Here is an 18,783-nt window from a genome sequence, read left to right on the forward strand (position 1 = left end):
ATTACCGCACTTTTTTATAATGAATATTGCTTATTTTAAGAGAATCAATGCTTCTTCAATGAAGCTCGCCTAACTGTCAATTAGGGAATCCTAGTGACGTTTTATTTCAATTCTACGGTCGACTAAGTGAATAAAGTTCAGAAAAATGTCAGTTAATTCAATTTTTCGTGAGCAAAGACTCTAAAACTCTATGGCATACGAGTCAATATGTAAGAATTGAGTTAGTTGGTTTTGGGTCGTTGATTGCGTTCAGTAAGCTCCTTATACTTGCGCGCTATGGCCAAAAAAACTCCCGTAAAATCTAGGCGCAAATCGCCGACATCATCTAAAAAAGCCCCTAAATCTTCATTCTTGAAGAGGTCCTTTCGTTTCTGTTTCAAATGGGGGTTGATCCTTTCCTTGTTGGGCAGCATTCCGTTTTCTATTTGGGTTTGGTGGTTGAATGGACAAGTTGTGTCTCGTTTTGAGGGACAAAAATGGCAAGTACCTTCTGAAGTCTACAGTGCGCCGATTGTTTTAGTGAATGGCGCCCCTTGGAAAAAGCAAGATCTTGAGAACTTATTGGAAGAAACCGGTTATCGATTTGGCCGCAACAGTCAAAAAGTTGGGTGGGCGGCACGAAGCCAGACCAAGGTGAGTGCGCATTTGCGTTCCTATGTCGATCATTTAGGGTTTCATGAAAGCGAAAGGCGTATTTTTTCCTTTGAACAAGGACGTTTGGTGATTCAGGCACTAAACGGGGATGAGGTCAGCGAGGCCAGAATCGAACCGCAGCGTATCGGTTACTTATACGGCGGTAACACTGAAAGTCGTGAAATCCTAAGCTATAACGAGATACCCAAGCCGCTGCTTGATATTTTGGTGGCGGTGGAAGATCAGGATTTTTACCAGCATTGGGGGATCTCTCTTACTGGAATCGCGCGAGCGATTGTGGTGAATTTGACTCAAGGGGCGAGGCGCCAAGGTGGTTCTACCTTGACTCAACAGTTGGTGAAAAACATGTATTTGAGTTCGGAGCGAACCTATACACGTAAACTGACGGAAGTCGTGATGAGTGTCTTGCTTGAATACCATTATTCAAAACAAGCCATTATCACAGCGTACATGAACGAGGTGTACCTTGCTCAGTTAGGCAGCAGTGCATTGCATGGTTTTGCTGCCGCGAGCCAGCACTTTTTTGGCCGGCCTTTAAATGAATTAAACATCGATGAGTTCGCCTTGTTGGTGGGAATGGTCAAAGGGCCTTCTTTGTACAATCCAGAGCGCTCTCCAAACCGAGCAAAAGCACGTCGCAATACGGTATTGGCGGTATTAAAAGAGCAGGGCCGATTATCCGATAAAGATTACAACTATTTGATAAAACAACCTATTCGCTTGGCCAGTAAACAAAAAGAGCGCTCAGTGTATGGCGATTATCTGGACTTGGTGGCCATGCAACTGTCCCGAGATTTCGATGAGACGACATTAGCGACAAAAAATTTACGCATTTATACGGGTGTTGATATACGAGCACAACGAGCGGCGAGTGTGGCCATGCAGCGTCAGGTGGCGAGTCTAGAAAAACGAGATGCTCGACTGAAGGGCCTACAGGGTGCGATGGTTGTGACTGATCGCGTTACTGGCCAAGTGCGTGCGATTGTTGGTTCCAGTGGCGCGTATTACACTGGTTTTAACCGAGCGTTAGGTGCTGTTAGACCGATAGGTTCATTAGTAAAACCGCCATTGTATTTATCTGCATTGGCAACGGGGCGTTATACTTGGTGGTCCAACATTGAAGACAAACGCATGCGTTTTAATGTTGGCGGGCAAATTTGGGAGCCTGAAAATTACGACCGAGAAACACATGGTGTTGTTCATCTTTTTGAAGCCATGGCGAAATCCTACAACTTGGCGACTGTGTCATTAGCGCAACAAATTGGTTTTGATCGCGTTGGCGATACATTAAGACAGTTGGGCGTAAAGCGGCCATTTACTATGCATCCTGCGATGGCATTGGGGGCGTTAGAATTGTCGCCGTTTGAAGTCTCTCGCCTGTATCAGCCTATTGCTTCTCAAGGGAAAAGCAGTGAGTTGGGGGTGGTGCTTGCTGTGATGGATCAAGAAGATCGTTTAATGAAGCGGTTTGATCAGCAAAATGATGTTCCTTTCACAGACGCGTTGCTTGCGGTCACGTTGGACGGCATGACAAAGACACCACAAATAGGCACCGCTCGTGCGGCTCAAGCTGCGTTTCCAAACCTGCGTTTTGCCGCCAAGACGGGCACAACCAATCAACAAAAAGACAGCTGGTTTGTTGGGATAACGGGCGATTATTCTTCAACGGTGTGGTTGGGTGACGACGACAATGTGCCTTTAAGCATCACGGGGAGCAGTGGTGCTCAAAAAGTTTGGATTGATTTTACACAAAATGTGAACCCTACTTCGCTACCAGAAAGCTTGCCCAAGGGGGCGGCTAGGTTCGACGTACTGAATGATGCCTTTGAAATTGCGTCATCACGCTGCGCAGAGAAGACGTCTTTGGCGTTTATTTTGGGTACGGAACCGAAGGACAGCAGTTCATGTTTTTGGCCTTTTTAATGTGTCCTTTTGGTTAATAAAAGTTTATTGATTATTGTTTCTTTCTTCTATAGCCTCATAGGTGATTGAAAATAAACACATTATGATGTTTTTATTGACGTTATCCTTGATCAACTTGATGAGTACTGAAAAGGTGAGTTGGTTTAAAAAGTCTGTCTAAATGGTTAGTGTACTTACGTATTTTTTCATTGTAACGTAATCATCTTATAGGCATGGCGTCACTTGTAGTTTGAAAGTATTTATAAGGGGAGTGGCGCGGTATGCGGCTACACACACACATCGTTTACTGCTTGTTGGCGGTGGCCTTTTTTAACAGTAACTTATCTCTAGCGGCTGACAATGCAGTTTGTTCTGAACTTACTGCGTCAGGCAATTCTGAATACCCTCCTTTTCTGTGGCGTGAAGAATCATCTTCTACCCTGTTAAATGGTGTCAATCGCATTATTATCGATGAGTTAAGTCGTCGTATACATATTCCCATTGAGTTGATGCATGTAGGTCCATGGTCTAGAGCGCAAAGTGAAGTTAAAAATGGCCGTGTGGACTTAATGGCGGGGGCGTTTTATACCACCGAACGTGCGGATTATATGGATTACTTTACGCCAGTGATGTTGCACACAACGAGCGTTGTTTGGCAGCGTAAAGACAAGCGTTTTCCATTTAATAAAAAAGAAGATTTAGCCGGTAAGTGGGGCGTAACGGTCATTAATAATAGTTTCGGCCAGGAATTTGATCAGTACGCTCAACGTAATTTGAATATATTGTCAGTAGCCAGCTTATCCCAAGCATTACGGATGTTGGCCGCGGATCGTGTTGATTATGTATTGTATGAAAAAAGTCCTGCCTATGCGTACTCAGTTATATTGGGCTTGTCCGACATTATTGTTGCGCAACAACCTTTTGTAAGCAGTGAAGGCTTGTATTTGACCATGTCTAAAAAATCCCCTTGTAACAATGAGGATCTGAAATACCGGATTGCGGTGGCGTTACAAGAAATGAAGCAAGACGGTTTCATGGAGCAGGCTCTCATTGATGGTGAGAGGTTGTGGGAAATCAGCCGCCACGATGGTTTATCCCTTCAGTAAGGAACAAACCATCTAGCGCATGCGTTACTTGTTAGGCGTCTTCGATTAAGGATTGATAAAGCGCGGTCCATTGGTCAGTAACAGCTTCCCAGCTATGATCGCAGCGCATGGCATTTATTTGTCGTGCTTGCCAGTGCTCTTTATCGTCAAAACAGGTCATACAGCGTTCTATCGCTGCTTCCAGTTCTTCGCTGGTGGCTTTTGAAAATACAAATCCATTTGCGTTATCTGTGCCTTCAAATACCGTGTCTGCTAATCCGCCCGTTTGTCTCACGATGGGCAAGGTGCCGTATTTTAATGCGTATAGTTGAGTTAAGCCGCAAGGCTCGAATCGTGATGGGATGAGCAAAGCATCAATGCCAGCTTGGATTCGGTGTGAATAATCTTCAAAATAGCCAATCCGAACAGAGACTTGATCTGGATAATTTTCTTGAAGTGCTAAATAGGCTGACTCTAAATGTTTGTCACCGGATCCCAATACCACTAACCGAGCGCCTTTTTCTAGCATAGCGGGCATGGCTTGCAGAACAAGATCCAACCCTTTTTGTTCTGTCAGTCGACTGATTACGCCAAACACTGGTTTACTTAGGTCTTCTGATAACCCATTTTCTCGCAACAGAGCCAGTTTGTTCGTCTGTTTCAGCGTTAGGCTTTCGATGCTGTAGTTTTCTGGAATGAGTGAATCGACTTCTGGAGCCCATTGATCGTAATCAACGCCATTTAAAATGCCAGTGAGCTTGTGTTGGATCGCTTTTAGCGTTCCATCTAAGCCGTCACCGTATTCCGGGGTTAGTATTTCTTTTGCGTAGGTTGGGCTGACTGTGGTGATGGCGTCGGCATACACCAATCCTGCTTTAAGACCAGAGAAGCGACCATAGAATTCCATGCCATGCATGCTGAGCAATTCAGTAGACAGATGCGTGCTAGAAAATTGATTCATGTCAAAACTGCCGTTATATCGTAAATTATGCACAGTCGTGACAACGGGCAGATGTTTTACTTTCCAGCTTTCTAGATAAGCGGCAGCGAAGCCTGTTTGCCAATCGTTTAAATGCAACACATCGGCTTGCCATTCAATGAGACTTCCGTGCAGAGCTAATGTGGCTGTCGCCCATGATAGCGCCGCGAAACGAATGTGGTTGTCTTCAAAATCTAGCCCGTTTTTATCAACGTAAGGCCCATCTTCTCGCTCGTAAAGTGCTTGGCACTGAAGCAAATAAATCGGGGTGTCGTTTTCAGGTATATGAGTTTCAAGAAGTAACAAATCTCCGACGCCAAATGGGTTTCCGAGGTTGATACTCTTTTGAATTGGCGCTACCTTTTCAAGTATGCCTTGGTAAGCAGGCATAATAAGTTTGACATCGTGACCTTTTTTTCTCAAAGCAACGGGGAGTGCGCCTGCCACATCGGCTAATCCACCAGTTTTAATTAAGGGGTAAATTTCAGAGGCAGCAAATAGTATTTTCATTATTAGGCATCTTGTTGATTTGGAATAATGATAAGAGTATACCTAAATGGAACTTCAAGTAGAGTGTGTTGATAAAAATTTTAAGGGCATCACATGGATTTAAATACGGCGCGTATGAAAACTTTGTCCATTATTCTAGCCGGTGGACGTGGCTCAAGATTAAAGCAATTAACAGACAATCGTTCTAAACCTGCAGTGCCTATTGCCGGTAAATATAAAATCATTGATTTCCCGCTTTCTAATTGTATCAACTCAGGTATGCGACGCATTGCTGTTTTGACTCAATACCGTTCTCATACCCTGAATCAACACGTGCAAAGAGGTTGGAACTTTCTTCGTTCTGACTTCAATGAGTTCATTGAGCTTTGGCCAGCTCAACAACAAACGGGTGGTGACTGGTATCGTGGAACGGCCGATGCTGTATTTCAGAATTTGAGTATGATTGATGGTCTAGAAAGTGAGTATATTTTGATTCTCGCTGGTGACCATGTTTACAAGCAAGACTACAGCGTCATGCTGCAAGAACACATCGAAAGTGGCGCGGATGTCACGGTGGCATGCATTGAAGTACCTCTTAAAGAAGCCGATCAATTCGGTATCATGCACGTAGATGAAAACGACAATATTATTGCTTTCGAAGAAAAGCCATCCAACCCTCCGACTATGCCTGGTAAGCCAGATGTATCGCTTGCAAGCATGGGGATTTATATCTTTAACACGAAATTTTTGTCGGACAATTTACGCTCTGATGCCAGTGATGACGATTCGAGTCACGATTTTGGGAAAGACTTGATTCCATTGTTTGTTGGAAGAAGTAACATTAAAGCGCACCATTTTGCGAACAGCGTAATCGACAACAAAAGCTATCCGGACGAGCCTTATTGGCGTGATGTAGGAACGTTGACGGCCTATTGGGAAGCCAATATGGATTTGACGCGTTTGGTGCCTGAGTTGGATTTGTATGACGAGGATTGGCCTATTCGTACGACTCAATATCAGCGTCCAGCGGCTAAATTTAATTACAATTATGAAGAGCGTATTGGTACGGCTTTGAATTCCGTTGTTTCTGCTGGTTGTATTGTATCTGGCTCAACGGTTGAACAGTCTATTCTCTTTAACAATGTTCGAGTTAACTCCTACTCCCATGTCAATAAGTCAGTGATATTGCCTCGTTGTGATATTGGTCGTCATTGCCGGCTGAATAAAGTTGTGGTTGATTCGGATTGCTCTATTCCTGAAGGAACGGTAATCGGCGAGGATCCGGTGGCTGATGCGGCTCGTTTTTACCGCAATTCAGACGGAATCACATTGGTTACGCAGGGCATGATAGAGGCCTTGTCTGAATCATAGCCTAGGTTTGATAGTGTGATGCATGGTGTTTTTGAAAGCCGCTTCAATGGAAGCGGCTTTCTTGTTTTTGGGTAAAATAAAATGGCCATGGGCTTTTTTAAAGGGGACATTCTTCACTAATTGTCATTGTTTTGCTTGAAAAGTCGTAAAATGGTCGCATTAGTAGGGTTTGGTTTTTTAGTTCTTTTGATTGAATTTTGGTTATCCCCGTAACCTGTGGATAACCCTATTGGTGACATTGTGATAACTTGCGCAAAACCAGTTGTGATGCCGCTTTGAATACAGGTGTTCATTTCTTCTTCAGTCACGGGTTAAGAACAAGTTAACGATAAAATATGGTTCATTTTTTCACCTATATATGAGGAATCTTTATGTTTACGGGTATCGTACAAGGTACAGCGACCGTTCAGCTTGCTGAGCAAATGGGGCGTAATAAGCGTCTCGAAGTGTCTTTTCCAGCGGGGGTTATGTTGGGACAGCAGTTAGGCGCGAGTGTCGCGATAAATGGTGTTTGTCTAACCGTGGCTGAAATTGGCCATGATGTACTGACATTTGATGTCATCGATACCACCTTGGCGTTGACCAATATTGGTTTATTACACGCAGGCGATACGGTGAATTTTGAGCGCGCCGCTAAAATGGGCGATGAAATTGGCGGGCATGTTATGTCGGGTCATATCATGACATCGGTCAGTGTTAGTCGGATCGAAAAAATCGAAGAAAGTGTCCACCTACGATTTACGACAGATCGACAGCATGACGTTGATGCCAGACGTTACTTATTTAACAAGGGGTATGTAGGTTTAAACGGTGCCAGTTTGACGATCAGTGACATTGGTGATGATTGGTTGGAAGTCTCATTGATTCCTGAAACGTTGCGATTGACGACATTTGGTGAGTTGTCGGTGGGGGATCGAGTCAATCTTGAGATCGATGCGCATACTCAAGCGACCGTTGATACGGTTGAGCGGATCCTAAAAGAGAAAGGCATTGTGCTGCCTTAATTCGACTTTGCTTGCTGGGTTTGATCTTGTTTGATCTCTGAAATAAATGGAGTCCCTGCTCGATTTTCGGTAGAATGCTCGCCAATTTCTAACCTAAAAATGTGTTGATGATATTTTTACATAGGCCAGACACGGTATTGGTGCTTACTTTATTCAGCCAAATCGTGTGATAAGTGTGCATATGTCTCTTTTTTATCAACAGATAATCATTCAAAAATCGCTTTTAAAGTGTGAGTAAATAGTGTCTTCCAATAATCTTAAGCACATACGCAATTTCAGTATTATCGCTCATATCGACCACGGGAAATCGACGTTAGCCGATCGCTTCATCCAGACTTGTGAAGGTCTAAGTGAACGCGAAATGTCCGCTCAAGTTCTTGACTCCATGGACATCGAGCGTGAGCGTGGCATTACCATCAAAGCACAAAGTGTGACGTTGGACTACCATGCGAAAGACGGACAAACCTATCAGTTGAACTTCATTGATACCCCTGGACACGTCGATTTTTCGTACGAAGTGTCTCGCTCACTTGCCGCATGTGAAGGTGCCTTGTTGGTAGTGGATGCGGCTCAAGGAGTTGAAGCTCAGTCTGTTGCTAACTGTTATACCGCGATTGAGCAAGGTCTCGAAGTGATGCCGGTATTAAACAAAATTGACTTGCCGCAAGCCGAGCCTGAGCGTGTTAGTGCCGAGATTGAAGAGATTATTGGCATCGATGCTATGAATGCTGTGACCTGTTCTGCGAAAACTGGCATGGGGGTTGATGATGTACTTGAGCGTCTAGTCGCAACGATTCCACCACCAGAAGGGGACATCGATGCACCGCTTCAAGCGTTGATTATTGATTCGTGGTTTGACAACTATTTGGGTGTTGTCTCGCTGGTTCGAATTAAGCAGGGCACATTGCGTAAAAAAGACAAGATTTTCATCAAGTCTACTAAACAAACTCATCCTGTTGATATGGCCGGTATTTTTACCCCAAAACGTAAAGAGACTGGCATCCTAAAAGCGGGTGAAGTGGGCTACGTTGTCGCTGGTATTAAAGACATTCATGGTGCGCCAGTCGGTGATACCATCACGCATGCGACAACGCCAGATGTTCCTCAATTATCAGGCTTCCAAAAAGTTAAGCCTCAGGTTTATGCGGGCGTATTTCCGGTCAGTTCTGATGACTATGAAGATTTCCGTGTTGCGTTAGACAAACTGACATTAAACGATGCGTCACTGTTTTTTGAGCCTGAGAGCTCAGATGCATTGGGCTTTGGTTTCCGTTGTGGCTTCTTAGGAATGTTGCACATGGAAATTATTCAAGAACGTTTAGAGCGCGAATACGATTTGGACTTGATTACTACAGCACCAACCGTGGTGTTTGAAGTTGAGTTGAATAATGGTGAAGTGATCTATGTAGACAGCCCGTCCAAAATGCCAGACCCAGGCACCATCAAAGAAATGCGCGAGCCTATTGTGGAAGCTAATATTTTGGTGCCACAAGAATACTTGGGTAACGTGATTACTTTGTGTGTAGAAAAGCGCGGCATCCAAAAAGACATGTTGTATGTTGGTCGTCAGGTGCAATTGCGCTATGAGTTACCGATGAACGAAGTGGTTATGGATTTCTTTGATAAACTGAAATCTTGCAGCCGTGGTTTTGCGTCTTTGGATTACAGCTTTTCACACTTTAGTCCTGCACCGCTATGCCGTTTGGATATCCTAATCAACGGTGAGAGAGTGGATGCGCTGGCGTTAATTATGCACAAAGATAATGTGCAGTATAAAGGCCGTGCTCTGTGTGAAAAAATGAAAGATTTGATCCCACGTCAGATGTTTGATGTGGCTATTCAGGGGGCTGTGGGAGCAAAAATCATTTCTCGTACCACGGTGAAAGCTTTGCGTAAAAACGTTATTGCTAAGTGTTACGGTGGCGACGTGAGTCGTAAGAAGAAGCTGTTGCAGAAACAGAAAGAAGGTAAAAAGCGCATGAAGCAAGTGGGTAACGTTGAAGTGCCACAATCTGCTTTCCTTGCGGTTTTGCAATTGGATAGCTAGCCAGATAATCAATCAACCGGTGTGTTTGCACCTTGATGGAGAAATGAAGTATGGGTTTTGATTTCGAATTGATACTGGCCATTGCATTTTTGGTAACCGGTGTCTTCTGGGTCTACGATCGTATTGTGTATTTGCCTAAGCGAAAAGCCGCCTTGGCGAACATGACAGAAGAAGCTCGTAAAGTGCTGGATAAGGACGCTCAACAGCGTTTGGCACAAACGCCGAAATTGGTGGTGGAGGTGAAATCCTACTTCGTCATTATTGCGATTATTTTTGGACTGCGCTCGTTTGTGGTCGAACCGTTTCAGATCCCTTCGGGTTCTATGCTGCCAACGTTAAAAATTGGCGATTTTATTCTTGTGAATAAATTCGATTATGGTTTGCGTTTACCGGTTTTGAATACCACTATTATTCCCACGACAGAACCAAAACGTGGTGATGTTGTGGTGTTTAAATACCCTCGTGACCCTAGTTTAAACTACATTAAACGTTTGGTTGGTTTGCCAGGTGATCAGATTAGTTACCATAATAAAGTGTTAACCGTAAATGGGCAGCCAGTGAGCAAAGAATTTTTGGCAAAGCTGCCCATTTCGTTGAACCCAAATCAAGAGCCTGTTGACCTGTTTAGTGAAAACTTGGGGGGTGTTCAGCACGATATCTATAACAGTTATCGTTTTACACCGCATGAAGGTGAATGGACGGTTCCTGCGGGGCATTATTTTGTGATGGGTGACAACCGAGATAATAGCGCAGACAGTCGATTCTGGGGCTTTGTTCCCGATGAAAACATGAAAGGCCGTGCATTTTATGTATGGCTGCATTGGGATCAGTTTTTCAGCATTCCAAGCTTTAAAAACAACGGTTTGATTGAATAAGTATTTTTTGGAGAAATTTTGAGTTCATTGTATCAGAAGCTGAGTCGGCGAATCGGTTACTTTTTTGCTGACCTTGGACTGCTTGAGCTGGCGCTAACGCACCGTAGTTTTGGTGGAAAAAATAATGAACGCCTAGAATTTTTGGGCGATTCGATCCTTAACTATGTGATCGCGGAAGATTTATTTCATCGTTTTCCAAAAGCTAAGGAAGGCGAGTTGAGTCGTTTGCGTGCCTCATTGGTAAAAGGGGACACGCTGGCTGAACTTGCTCGTGAGTTCCAGTTAGGGGATTACTTGAAGCTTGGCGCTGGAGAACTAAAGAGTGGTGGGTTTAGACGAGACTCTATTTTGGCCGATACGGTAGAAGGTATCATTGGTGCCATGTATTTAGATGCTGGGATGGACATTTGCCGTCAACATATCTTGTCTTGGTACAAGGAGCGTTTGGATGCCACATCTCTAAAGATAGTGACAAAAGACGCGAAAACCCGCTTGCAAGAATATTTACAAGCTCGTAAGCACGCTTTGCCTCAATATGACGTAGTGGATATTGTGGGTGAACCTCATGATCAGACGTTTTATGTACACTGTCACATTGAACTTTGTGAAAACGCGATCGAAGGGAAGGGCAACAGCCGTCGAATTGCGGAACAGAATGCGGCTTCGAAAGCCTTGAAACAATTGGAAAAGAAAGATGTCTGACGTTGAAGTTACGCACTGTGGATACATTGCCATTGTTGGTCGCCCTAATGTGGGTAAATCGACATTGCTTAACCACATATTAGGTCAAAAGTTATCCATTACTTCACGTAAGCCTCAGACGACTCGTGATCAAATTTTAGGTGTAAAAACAGAGGGCCATGTTCAGGCTATTTATGTTGATACACCTGGGCTGCACATAGGTGAAGCCAAAGCCATTAACCGCATCATGAACAAAACGGCGGCGGCGGCGTTGAAGGACGTTGATGTGGTGTTGTTCGTAATTGATGCCGATCGCTGGACGGAAGAAGATGAGTCGGTTTTGCAAAAAGTAAAACACGCTCGTTGTCCTGTGATTTTGGTGGTAAACAAAGTCGATCAACTCGATCAAAAAGAGAGTCTTTTACCGCGTTTGGCGAATTTGTCAGAGCGTATGAATTTCGCGCAAATCGTGCCAATTTCTGCTCTACGAAACAACAATTTGGATCGTCTAGAGCGTTTGGTGGAAAGCTATATTCCTGAAGGCACTCAGTTTTATCCAGAAGATCAGATTACTAACCGTAGCTCTCGCTTTTTGGCGGCAGAAATCGTTCGTGAAAAAATCACCCGTCAGTTGGGGCAAGAAGTGCCTTATGAAGTGGCGGTTCAAATAGAAGAGTTTGTTTTTGAAGAATCGGCTATTCATATCAGTGCGTTGATTTTGGTCGAAAGAAATGGACAAAAGCGCATTATTATCGGTGAACGTGGCGATAAAATTAAGCTCATTGGCAAAGAAGCTCGTATTGATATGGAAAACCTGTTCCAGCATAAAGTCATGTTGAACCTTTGGATTAAGGTGCGTTCAGGTTGGTCTGATGACGAGCGTGCGTTAGCCAGCTTGGGTTATCAAGAAGAGTAATTCTAATGCGCGCATCGGCGTATGTTGTTCATACTCGGCCTTTTCAGGACGGCAAGATCCTTCTCGATGTGCTAACACGAGAGCATGGGTTGGTCAGAGGAGTGTGGCGATTACCTAAAAAAGAGGCTCGGGTCATACCTGGGCCTTTTTTATGTTATGAGGTGGAGTTCGTCGGACGCAGCGACTTAAAAACGATAAAAAGTCTAGAGTCGGTTAAGTCTGCGTCTTCTTTGGAGGGGTTGCCTCTGTACGCCGCGCTGTATGTTCACGAGTTGTTAGAAAAGCTGCTGCCTCTTAACCTTCCTTTGCCTGATGTTTTTGAACTGTATAAATGGCTGATTGAAAGTTTGCATTCGGGAGCCCCCATTGCGCCTATATTGCGACGCTTTGAGGTGGGGTTGTTCTCCGAATTGGGGGTAGGCATTAATATGCTTTCTACCGGACGAGGAGAGCCTGTTGAGGCTCGCCAACTTTATCAGTTTCATTACAAGTTTGGTTTGCGTCCTTACTATGGTGAAACGCCGAAACAACTGCCTATGTTGTTTGTTGAGGGGCAGATCGCGCTGGATTATCATGCTGGCAAATGGATGGATAAGCAGGTTTTGAGTCTTGCAAAAGAATTGCATCGTAATTGGCTAGACGGTTTGCTGAACGGAAAATCCATAGTGTCTAGGCGATTATTGCCATCACAGCCCTTTCAGGGGGAGCGTCACTTGGGCGTTCCAATTTTTCGTTCGTTGACAGCGTAAATACATTATAAGAGGTATATTTTGATTATTGGTGTGGGAACGGACTTGGTTGAAATTGCCCGTATTGCGCAGTCCATTTCTCGTTTGGGGGAGCGATTCATTGATCGAATTTTAACGGCAGATGAAAAAAAACGCTGGGCTGAAATCAGCAATGAAGACAAGGCGAATGCCTTTGTCGCAAAACGTTTTGCTGCTAAAGAAGCCGCCGTAAAAGCCCTAGGTACAGGCATTGGCTCGGGGGTCAGTTTTCAGCACTTTTCGGTTGTAAACTTACCATCGGGTCAGCCGGTGCTTGTTGTGGATGATGTTATTTCAGAGCGCTATGATATGCCGCTGTCTTGGCATTTAAGTTTGACGGATGAAAAAGCCTACGCTCAGGCGTTTGTTGTGCTTGAATCTAAGGCTTGAGTCCAAGGGATAAGCTGGCGGTGATTCAACAGTTCGTCAATGGCTTCAATGAAATCGTCGGCGACGCCTTCTACTTCTTCCATTCCTAATTCTTTTAGATGGGTTTCTAAAAAATTGGCGTGGCGGGCAATGTTAATGGTGCCGGTGTATTTCGAGGCACCGTGTATTCTGTGCACCACTTCAATCAGTTTTTGCGTGTCTTGATTCTCTAAATGGTGTTGGATAAGTTTCTTTTCCGCGCTCAACGAGTCTGCGAGCATATCGAACATTTCTTTGGCAATTTCCTCTTTGCCGTCAACAATTGACAGCGCTTTATCTAAGTCAAAGATGCCAACCAGTTTGGCGTCGACTTGATCTTGGAAGGAGTCGGTATTCGAACACCATTTTTCGATGGTGCTGATGAGCAGTTCTTCATCAATAGGCTTGGTTAAATAAGCGTTCATACCGCTGCTGAGCATCTGTTGTTGTTCAGAACCGAGCGCATGAGCAGTCAGGGCGATAATTGGAATGTTTTTGTAGGTGTCTAATTGGCGAAGGTGTTGCGTGGTTTCCATGCCATCCATTTCCGGCATTTGTATGTCCATGAAAATGAGGTCGAACTGCTTGCTCATTGCCATATCGATGGCTTGTTGTCCGCTGTACGCTAAAGAAACATCCAAACCTATTGGTAAAAGCCAATGATTTAGAAGCTGTAGATTGATCGGAGAGTCGTCCACGGCCAGTATGCTAAGTCCCTTGATTTTCTCATGTTGTGCGTTGAGTTTAGGAATCGAAGGTACGCTTGAAGGCGCAGCATTGAGGTTTTGTAAGGCATGGTAAAGGCGATCATGGCTGATGGGTTTCAGAAGTATGTCGCTGCAAATGTTTTTTAGGTCTGGGTAATGCGTAATTTGCCCCGGTGGCTGGATCATCAGAATACAAGGGATGGAGAACTGTTGAGCGGAATAAAGTACCAGCTCTCTGGCTTCTGCAACACTTTGGTCATTTGGCGCCACACTCAGTAAAACGACATCAATGTCACGATGATTTTTGTTTAACATCATGACCATCTGTTCTAAGTCCGAACATGTGCTGCAGCTCACTCCGATGCTGTTTAAATACCCATCCAAATAACTTTTATAGGTTTGGCTAGGTTCCAGTAGTACGGTATGAAAATTGAGTGGAAGGTGATTGGCTCTGCCTTTGGAAGAGGCTTTTAAATTTATGGTAAAGCGAAAGGTTGATCCAATGCTGGGGTCGCTACTGACTTCAATTTTACCGTTCATCTGCTCGACCAGTTTTTTGGTAATGACAAGCCCAAGACCTGTACCGCCAAATTGTCTGGTGGTGCTGGTGTCCACTTGTGAAAAAGGTTTGAATAGGCGGTTTATTTTATGTTCTGCAATGCCGATCCCCGTGTCTATGATCTGAAAGGATAATGTGATGTCTGGGGCGCTTTGTGTTGCAATGGTAACTCTGGTTCTGACGGAGCCTTGGTGGGTGAATTTGATGGCATTGCCTATCAAGTTGGTCAAAATTTGACGAACCCGCGTGCTGTCTCCAATAAACCACTCAGGCACGTCCTGTCCGAATTCCGGTACCAAATCAATTTGTTTGTCTTTGCTGAGTAGGTTAATGCTGAGCGTTTGGTAAACCTCATCGATGAGCGTTTTAAGATTGAAATGGTTGTTTTCTAAACTGAGCTTTCCGGCTTCAATTTTTGAGAAATCTAAAATGTCGCCAATAATGGCCAACAAGCTGTTGGTGGACTGTTCAATTGTGTCGACATAAATGCGGTGTTGTGGATCAGCGATGTCTTTTTGCAGTGTTTTTGTGTAGCCCAAAATAGCATTAAGAGGCGTTCGGACTTCATGGCTTATGTTGGCAAGGAATTGAGACTTTAGACGATTTGATTCCATTGCTTCACGGTTTGCTATGTGCAGCTGGGCACTTTTTTCTTCCATGCTGTCCATGCTGCGACGTATGTTCTCGGTGGATTGCTCAATGCCGGCAATCAATTCTTCGTTGTGGTGTTCTAGTCTTTCCGTTAAATCGAGTAAGTCTTTTTGTATGGCTGTGTACTCTGGTGGTAATTTCATTAGCTTGGCGGTGGAAAATTGACCTTTCACTAATTTATTGAGTGCGGACGCCAGTTTATTAATGGGTTGGGTCAGCGTTTTTGACGCATGAAACGCGCCCAAAATGATCAGTATATTAAACAGCACCAAAATAAAAACAATGAGACCGGTATATTGGTATTTTTCAATTTGAATGCTGGCTTTGTTGGCTTCTATTTTCACCCAACCAATGAGTGTTCGTTGGTCTTGGGTGTTAAATAAATCGGTTTGCCCGTTAAAAACGTCGTCGAGTGCGTTGCTTGTATAATGAATGGCACTAATGGATTCGAGACGGCCATTTTGTTCTGTGATGCCGCTGTTTTCGGTTAGGAGGATTTTATCTGATGAGGAGGTTTTTCCCAGCTCAGCAATCATTTTTTGCTCACTGTTGAAAAGCTGCACACTGCTAATGTCTGGGTTGTTGAGCGCGTTCTGTAAAATTCGATACATCATATTTTGATCTGAAAATACAATGGCATACGCACTGGTGTTGGCGACTTGATCTGTGATGTGTTGAGTTCGTTCGACTAAATTACGGTTCAGATCGCTAAAGCGGGTGGAGAGCAGAAAGACGCCAACTAAAATGGACACAAGGAAGGCGGGTGCGAACAAAACCCAAAATAACTTGCTGTTCAGGCTGAGCGTAGGAAGCTTAATCACAGGTAATGCCATTCTGTTGTGCAGAATCAAAAGAATCCGTTAATAACATGCCAAGCGTCCTTGTTCTTTGCGTGAGCTGCACTCATTTTCATAAAGGGTACAGGTCTTTTGTTCATTGCGTGATGGGTCGGTGAGGTAAGCGCAGGCTCGCCATTGTTTTCTGAGCTCGGCATTGTTCATCTCAGAAAGGTCTTCTGTCGACGTATCGCAGCCACTTAGGATTAGTGTAAAAAATAGCAGTGCGACAATGCGAACTATGAGCATAAAATTTGTCCAATATGGGGCCACAGAGTAGGACGGTACGACAATACAAAGGTAAGATATCCTGTTATATCTTTGAAAACGTGAAACCGACACTAAGTTTATAACGCTTTCTTATTGTACTGTTTAGTCTAAGTGGTCTTAAATAGGCTTAATACGTTAAGTTTCTTTCCCTAAGTCATCAATGTCAATGAAGTTTTTTTATGATCGAATACCCAACAATAGAGTCCTTGATCGGACAAACACCTTTGGTTCGCTTGCAGCGCATCAATCCTAATCCGAGTAATACTATTTTATTAAAGCTTGAGGGTCAGAATCCTGCTGGGTCTGTTAAAGATCGTCCTGCATTGAACATGATTGTTCAAGCGGAACTTCGCGGCGACATAAAGCCAGGTGATAGCCTGATTGAAGCAACCAGTGGAAATACTGGGATAGCCTTAGCCATGGCAGCGGCAATCAAAGGGTATAAAATGCACCTTATTATGCCCGACAATATGAGCCAAGAGCGCAAGTCTGCGATGACGGCGTATGGTGCTATCTTGCATTTGGTTACAAAAGAAGAAGGCATGGAGCGTGCTCGAGATCTCGCCCAAGAAATGCAAGACCAAGGTGTGGGGGTGGTGTTAAATCAATTTGCTAACCAAGATAACCCTAATGCGCATTACTTAACGACCGGCCCTGAAATTTGGCAACAGACACAAGGGACAATCACGCATTTTGTAAGCTCAATGGGAACCACTGGCACCATCATGGGGGTGTCCACCTATTTGAAAGAGCAAAATAATGCGATTCAAATTGTTGGTTTACAGCCGCAAGACGGTGCCAGTATTCCGGGGATTCGTCGCTGGCCAAAAGAGTATTTACCGACGATTTTTGACGAAACACGAGTGGACACTGTGATGGATGTTTCTCAGCATGACGCAGAAGTCACGATGCGTCGTTTAGCCAAAGAAGAAGGTATTTTTTGTGGTGTTTCTTCTGGTGGGTCGGTTGCGATGGCTATGGCGTTATCTGAACAGTTACAAAATGCGGTCATTGTTGCCATTGTTTGTGATCGTGGGGATCGTTATTTATCAACGGGCGTTTTTGACAGCTGATTTACTTTTGCACGATGTGAGTGTCTGATCCTACTCGAGAGAGTATGCTGGTCGCGAACATCGTGCAGAGGTCTTGGTATCTTTCACGTATTAAGGAGCGCTTTCGCGTACAGTTCTATCAGCAGATGCGATAGAATGGCTGAGCGTATACCTAATACTCAGGAAGAAGAGAGCCTCCTTTGAGAAGAAGAACATCCCCTCGTCGAACACCCAAACCACAACCCATTGGTCCAGTTCAGACCTTTCATGTGGACGGTTTAACCCATGAAGCAAAAGGCGTAGCGCGTCTACAAGGTAAAGTTACGTTTATCGATGGCGCTTTGCCTGGCGAAACCGTGACGGCGCAAGTTACCAAAAACGGTCGCCGTTTCGATGAGGCGATTTTAACGTCTATTATTGACCCCAGTCCCCACCGTGTTGAACCTGCTTGTCCGCATTTTACGGTGTGTGGCGGTTGCAGTTTCCAACATCTATCCGATGAAAAACAGCTTGCCGCCAAACAAGATTGGTTGAAGGGGCAGTTGCGTAATCTGATAACCACCCAAGAACTTGAACCCTTGTCTGATGCTCCTTTTGGTTATCGTCGTCGTGCTCGTATTGCGATCGATCGCATTAAAGGGGATATTGTATTGGGCTTTCGAGGTAAAGCGTCCAGTGATATTGTTTCCATCAGTCAATGTGTTGTATTGACGGATGGGTTGCAAAAGGTTTTTTTAGCGTTGAAAAATACCTTAGTAAACGATGAATTGGCGGGCGCGTTGGGGCACATTGAGTTGCTTGAAGACACGAAGGGCGTGTCTGTTTTATTTCGACTAACAGCGTCGATATCAGAAACACTTGAAGCCGCTTGGGATGCATGGGCCGAAAAAGAACGCATTGCCTTGTATTGGCAAGCACCAAAAGCGAGCAAAGCTGAAGTCGCAATAGCAAAAATGCGTCATTATGATCTTGGTGATTTGACGTTGAGTTATCATCCTCAAGATTTTATTCAAATCAATGCCAGTATGAATCAAAAAATGGTCGCTCAGGCCATGGATTGGCTACGTCCAAATAAGCAAGACACCGTGTTGGATTTGTTTTGTGGTGTGGGGAACTTTTCTTTGCCGTTAGCGCAACAGGCAGAGTCTGTTATTGGTGTTGAAGTTCAAGACAGTATGGTGGTTGCCGCGCGGGAAAATGCACGTTTAAATGGTTTGGAGAATGCGCAGTTTATTGCAGCGGATTTAACCAAGCCGGTTAACCAGGAACTTTTTAAGACCAAGATAACCAAAGTGTTGTTGGATCCACCTCGTGCTGGGGCGTTTGAGTTTTTAGATAGTGTAATAAAAATAGGACCAACACAAATATTGTATGTTTCTTGCAATGCTTCTACTTTAGCAAGGGATGCCGAGTATTTAGTTGCAAAAGGATATCGTGTTGAGCGAGTCAGTTTGATGGATATGTTTCCTCAAACGTCTCATGTAGAAACCATGATGTTGCTGCACAAAAAGAAGTAAATTGAAGGGCGGA

Annotated in this window: 15 protein-coding genes; 12 read left to right on the forward strand and 3 right to left on the reverse strand. The window is 44.3% G+C overall.

The features are described 5' to 3' along the window. Nucleotides 1–453 precede the first annotated feature (453 nt). Nucleotides 454–2,577, forward strand: coding sequence for a transglycosylase domain-containing protein (locus tag AABA11_RS04225; protein ID WP_338265673.1), 2,124 nt, complete (start codon nucleotides 454–456; stop codon nucleotides 2,575–2,577). A gap of 260 nt (nucleotides 2,578–2,837) precedes the next feature. After that, nucleotides 2,838–3,662, forward strand: coding sequence for a substrate-binding periplasmic protein (locus tag AABA11_RS04230; RefSeq protein WP_265728535.1), 825 nt, complete (start codon nucleotides 2,838–2,840; stop codon nucleotides 3,660–3,662). A 31-nt stretch (nucleotides 3,663–3,693) separates the two neighbouring features. Here AABA11_RS04230 and glgA read toward each other — a convergent pair whose 3' ends face one another. Beyond that, nucleotides 3,694–5,130: a glycogen synthase GlgA gene (gene glgA / locus AABA11_RS04235; RefSeq protein WP_338265676.1), complete on the reverse strand. Its 1,437-nt coding sequence runs from the start codon at nucleotides 5,128–5,130 to the stop codon at nucleotides 3,694–3,696. Between the two features lie 93 nt (nucleotides 5,131–5,223). Between glgA and glgC the strand changes: the two genes are divergently transcribed. The 8 genes from glgC (at nucleotide 5,224) to acpS (ending at nucleotide 13,160) form a co-directional block, all read left to right on the forward strand. Further along, the gene (gene glgC / locus AABA11_RS04240) at nucleotides 5,224–6,480 is read left to right on the forward strand and encodes a glucose-1-phosphate adenylyltransferase (protein ID WP_265728533.1); all 1,257 of its coding nucleotides are present in this window, start codon (nucleotides 5,224–5,226) and stop codon (nucleotides 6,478–6,480) included. A gap of 371 nt (nucleotides 6,481–6,851) precedes the next feature. Further along, entirely contained in the window at nucleotides 6,852–7,484 is a 633-nt protein-coding gene (locus AABA11_RS04245; RefSeq protein ID WP_338265679.1) for a riboflavin synthase subunit alpha, read from the forward strand. 241 nt (nucleotides 7,485–7,725) lie between these two features. Beyond that, complete coding sequence (gene lepA / locus AABA11_RS04250) at nucleotides 7,726–9,531, forward strand: translation elongation factor 4 (protein ID WP_338265680.1); 1,806 nt, start codon at nucleotides 7,726–7,728, stop codon at nucleotides 9,529–9,531. 50 nt (nucleotides 9,532–9,581) lie between these two features. Beyond that, nucleotides 9,582–10,406 (forward strand): signal peptidase I, encoded by an 825-nt coding sequence (gene lepB, locus AABA11_RS04255; RefSeq protein WP_338265682.1) that lies wholly within the window; start codon nucleotides 9,582–9,584, stop codon nucleotides 10,404–10,406. Between the two features lie 18 nt (nucleotides 10,407–10,424). Continuing rightward, entirely contained in the window at nucleotides 10,425–11,108 is a 684-nt protein-coding gene (gene rnc, locus AABA11_RS04260; protein WP_338265684.1) for a ribonuclease III, read from the forward strand. Beyond that, nucleotides 11,101–12,003, forward strand: a complete 903-nt coding sequence (gene era, locus AABA11_RS04265) for a GTPase Era (protein WP_265728529.1) — start codon at nucleotides 11,101–11,103, stop codon at nucleotides 12,001–12,003. Before rnc ends, era begins: the two co-directional genes overlap by 8 nt. A gap of 5 nt (nucleotides 12,004–12,008) precedes the next feature. Further along, the gene (gene recO / locus AABA11_RS04270) at nucleotides 12,009–12,752 is read left to right on the forward strand and encodes a DNA repair protein RecO (RefSeq protein ID WP_265728528.1); all 744 of its coding nucleotides are present in this window, start codon (nucleotides 12,009–12,011) and stop codon (nucleotides 12,750–12,752) included. Between the two features lie 21 nt (nucleotides 12,753–12,773). Continuing rightward, complete coding sequence (gene acpS / locus AABA11_RS04275) at nucleotides 12,774–13,160, forward strand: holo-ACP synthase (protein ID WP_338265688.1); 387 nt, start codon at nucleotides 12,774–12,776, stop codon at nucleotides 13,158–13,160. Here acpS and AABA11_RS04280 read toward each other — a convergent pair. After that, entirely contained in the window at nucleotides 13,127–15,916 is a 2,790-nt protein-coding gene (locus tag AABA11_RS04280; RefSeq protein WP_338265691.1) for a response regulator, read from the reverse strand. The genes acpS and AABA11_RS04280 overlap by 34 nt on opposite strands. Nucleotides 15,917–15,955: 39 nt before the next feature. After that, a complete protein-coding gene (locus AABA11_RS04285) occupies nucleotides 15,956–16,180 on the reverse strand; it encodes a hypothetical protein (protein ID WP_265728525.1) in 225 nt (74 codons plus the stop codon). Between the two features lie 200 nt (nucleotides 16,181–16,380). Here AABA11_RS04285 and cysM point away from each other — a divergent pair, with 200 nt between their 5' ends. Both cysM and rlmD read left to right on the forward strand, forming a co-directional pair. Continuing rightward, nucleotides 16,381–17,274 carry a cysteine synthase CysM gene (cysM, locus tag AABA11_RS04290; protein ID WP_265728524.1) on the forward strand — a complete coding sequence of 298 codons (894 nt, stop codon included), beginning with the start codon at nucleotides 16,381–16,383 and terminating at the stop codon, nucleotides 17,272–17,274. 179 nt (nucleotides 17,275–17,453) lie between these two features. Further along, nucleotides 17,454–18,770: a 23S rRNA (uracil(1939)-C(5))-methyltransferase RlmD gene (gene rlmD, locus AABA11_RS04295; RefSeq protein WP_338265694.1), complete on the forward strand. Its 1,317-nt coding sequence runs from the start codon at nucleotides 17,454–17,456 to the stop codon at nucleotides 18,768–18,770. Nucleotides 18,771–18,783 lie beyond the last annotated feature (13 nt).

Source organism: Marinomonas pontica (genome assembly GCF_036322735.1).
Taxonomy (GTDB): domain Bacteria; phylum Pseudomonadota; class Gammaproteobacteria; order Pseudomonadales; family Marinomonadaceae; genus Marinomonas; species Marinomonas pontica.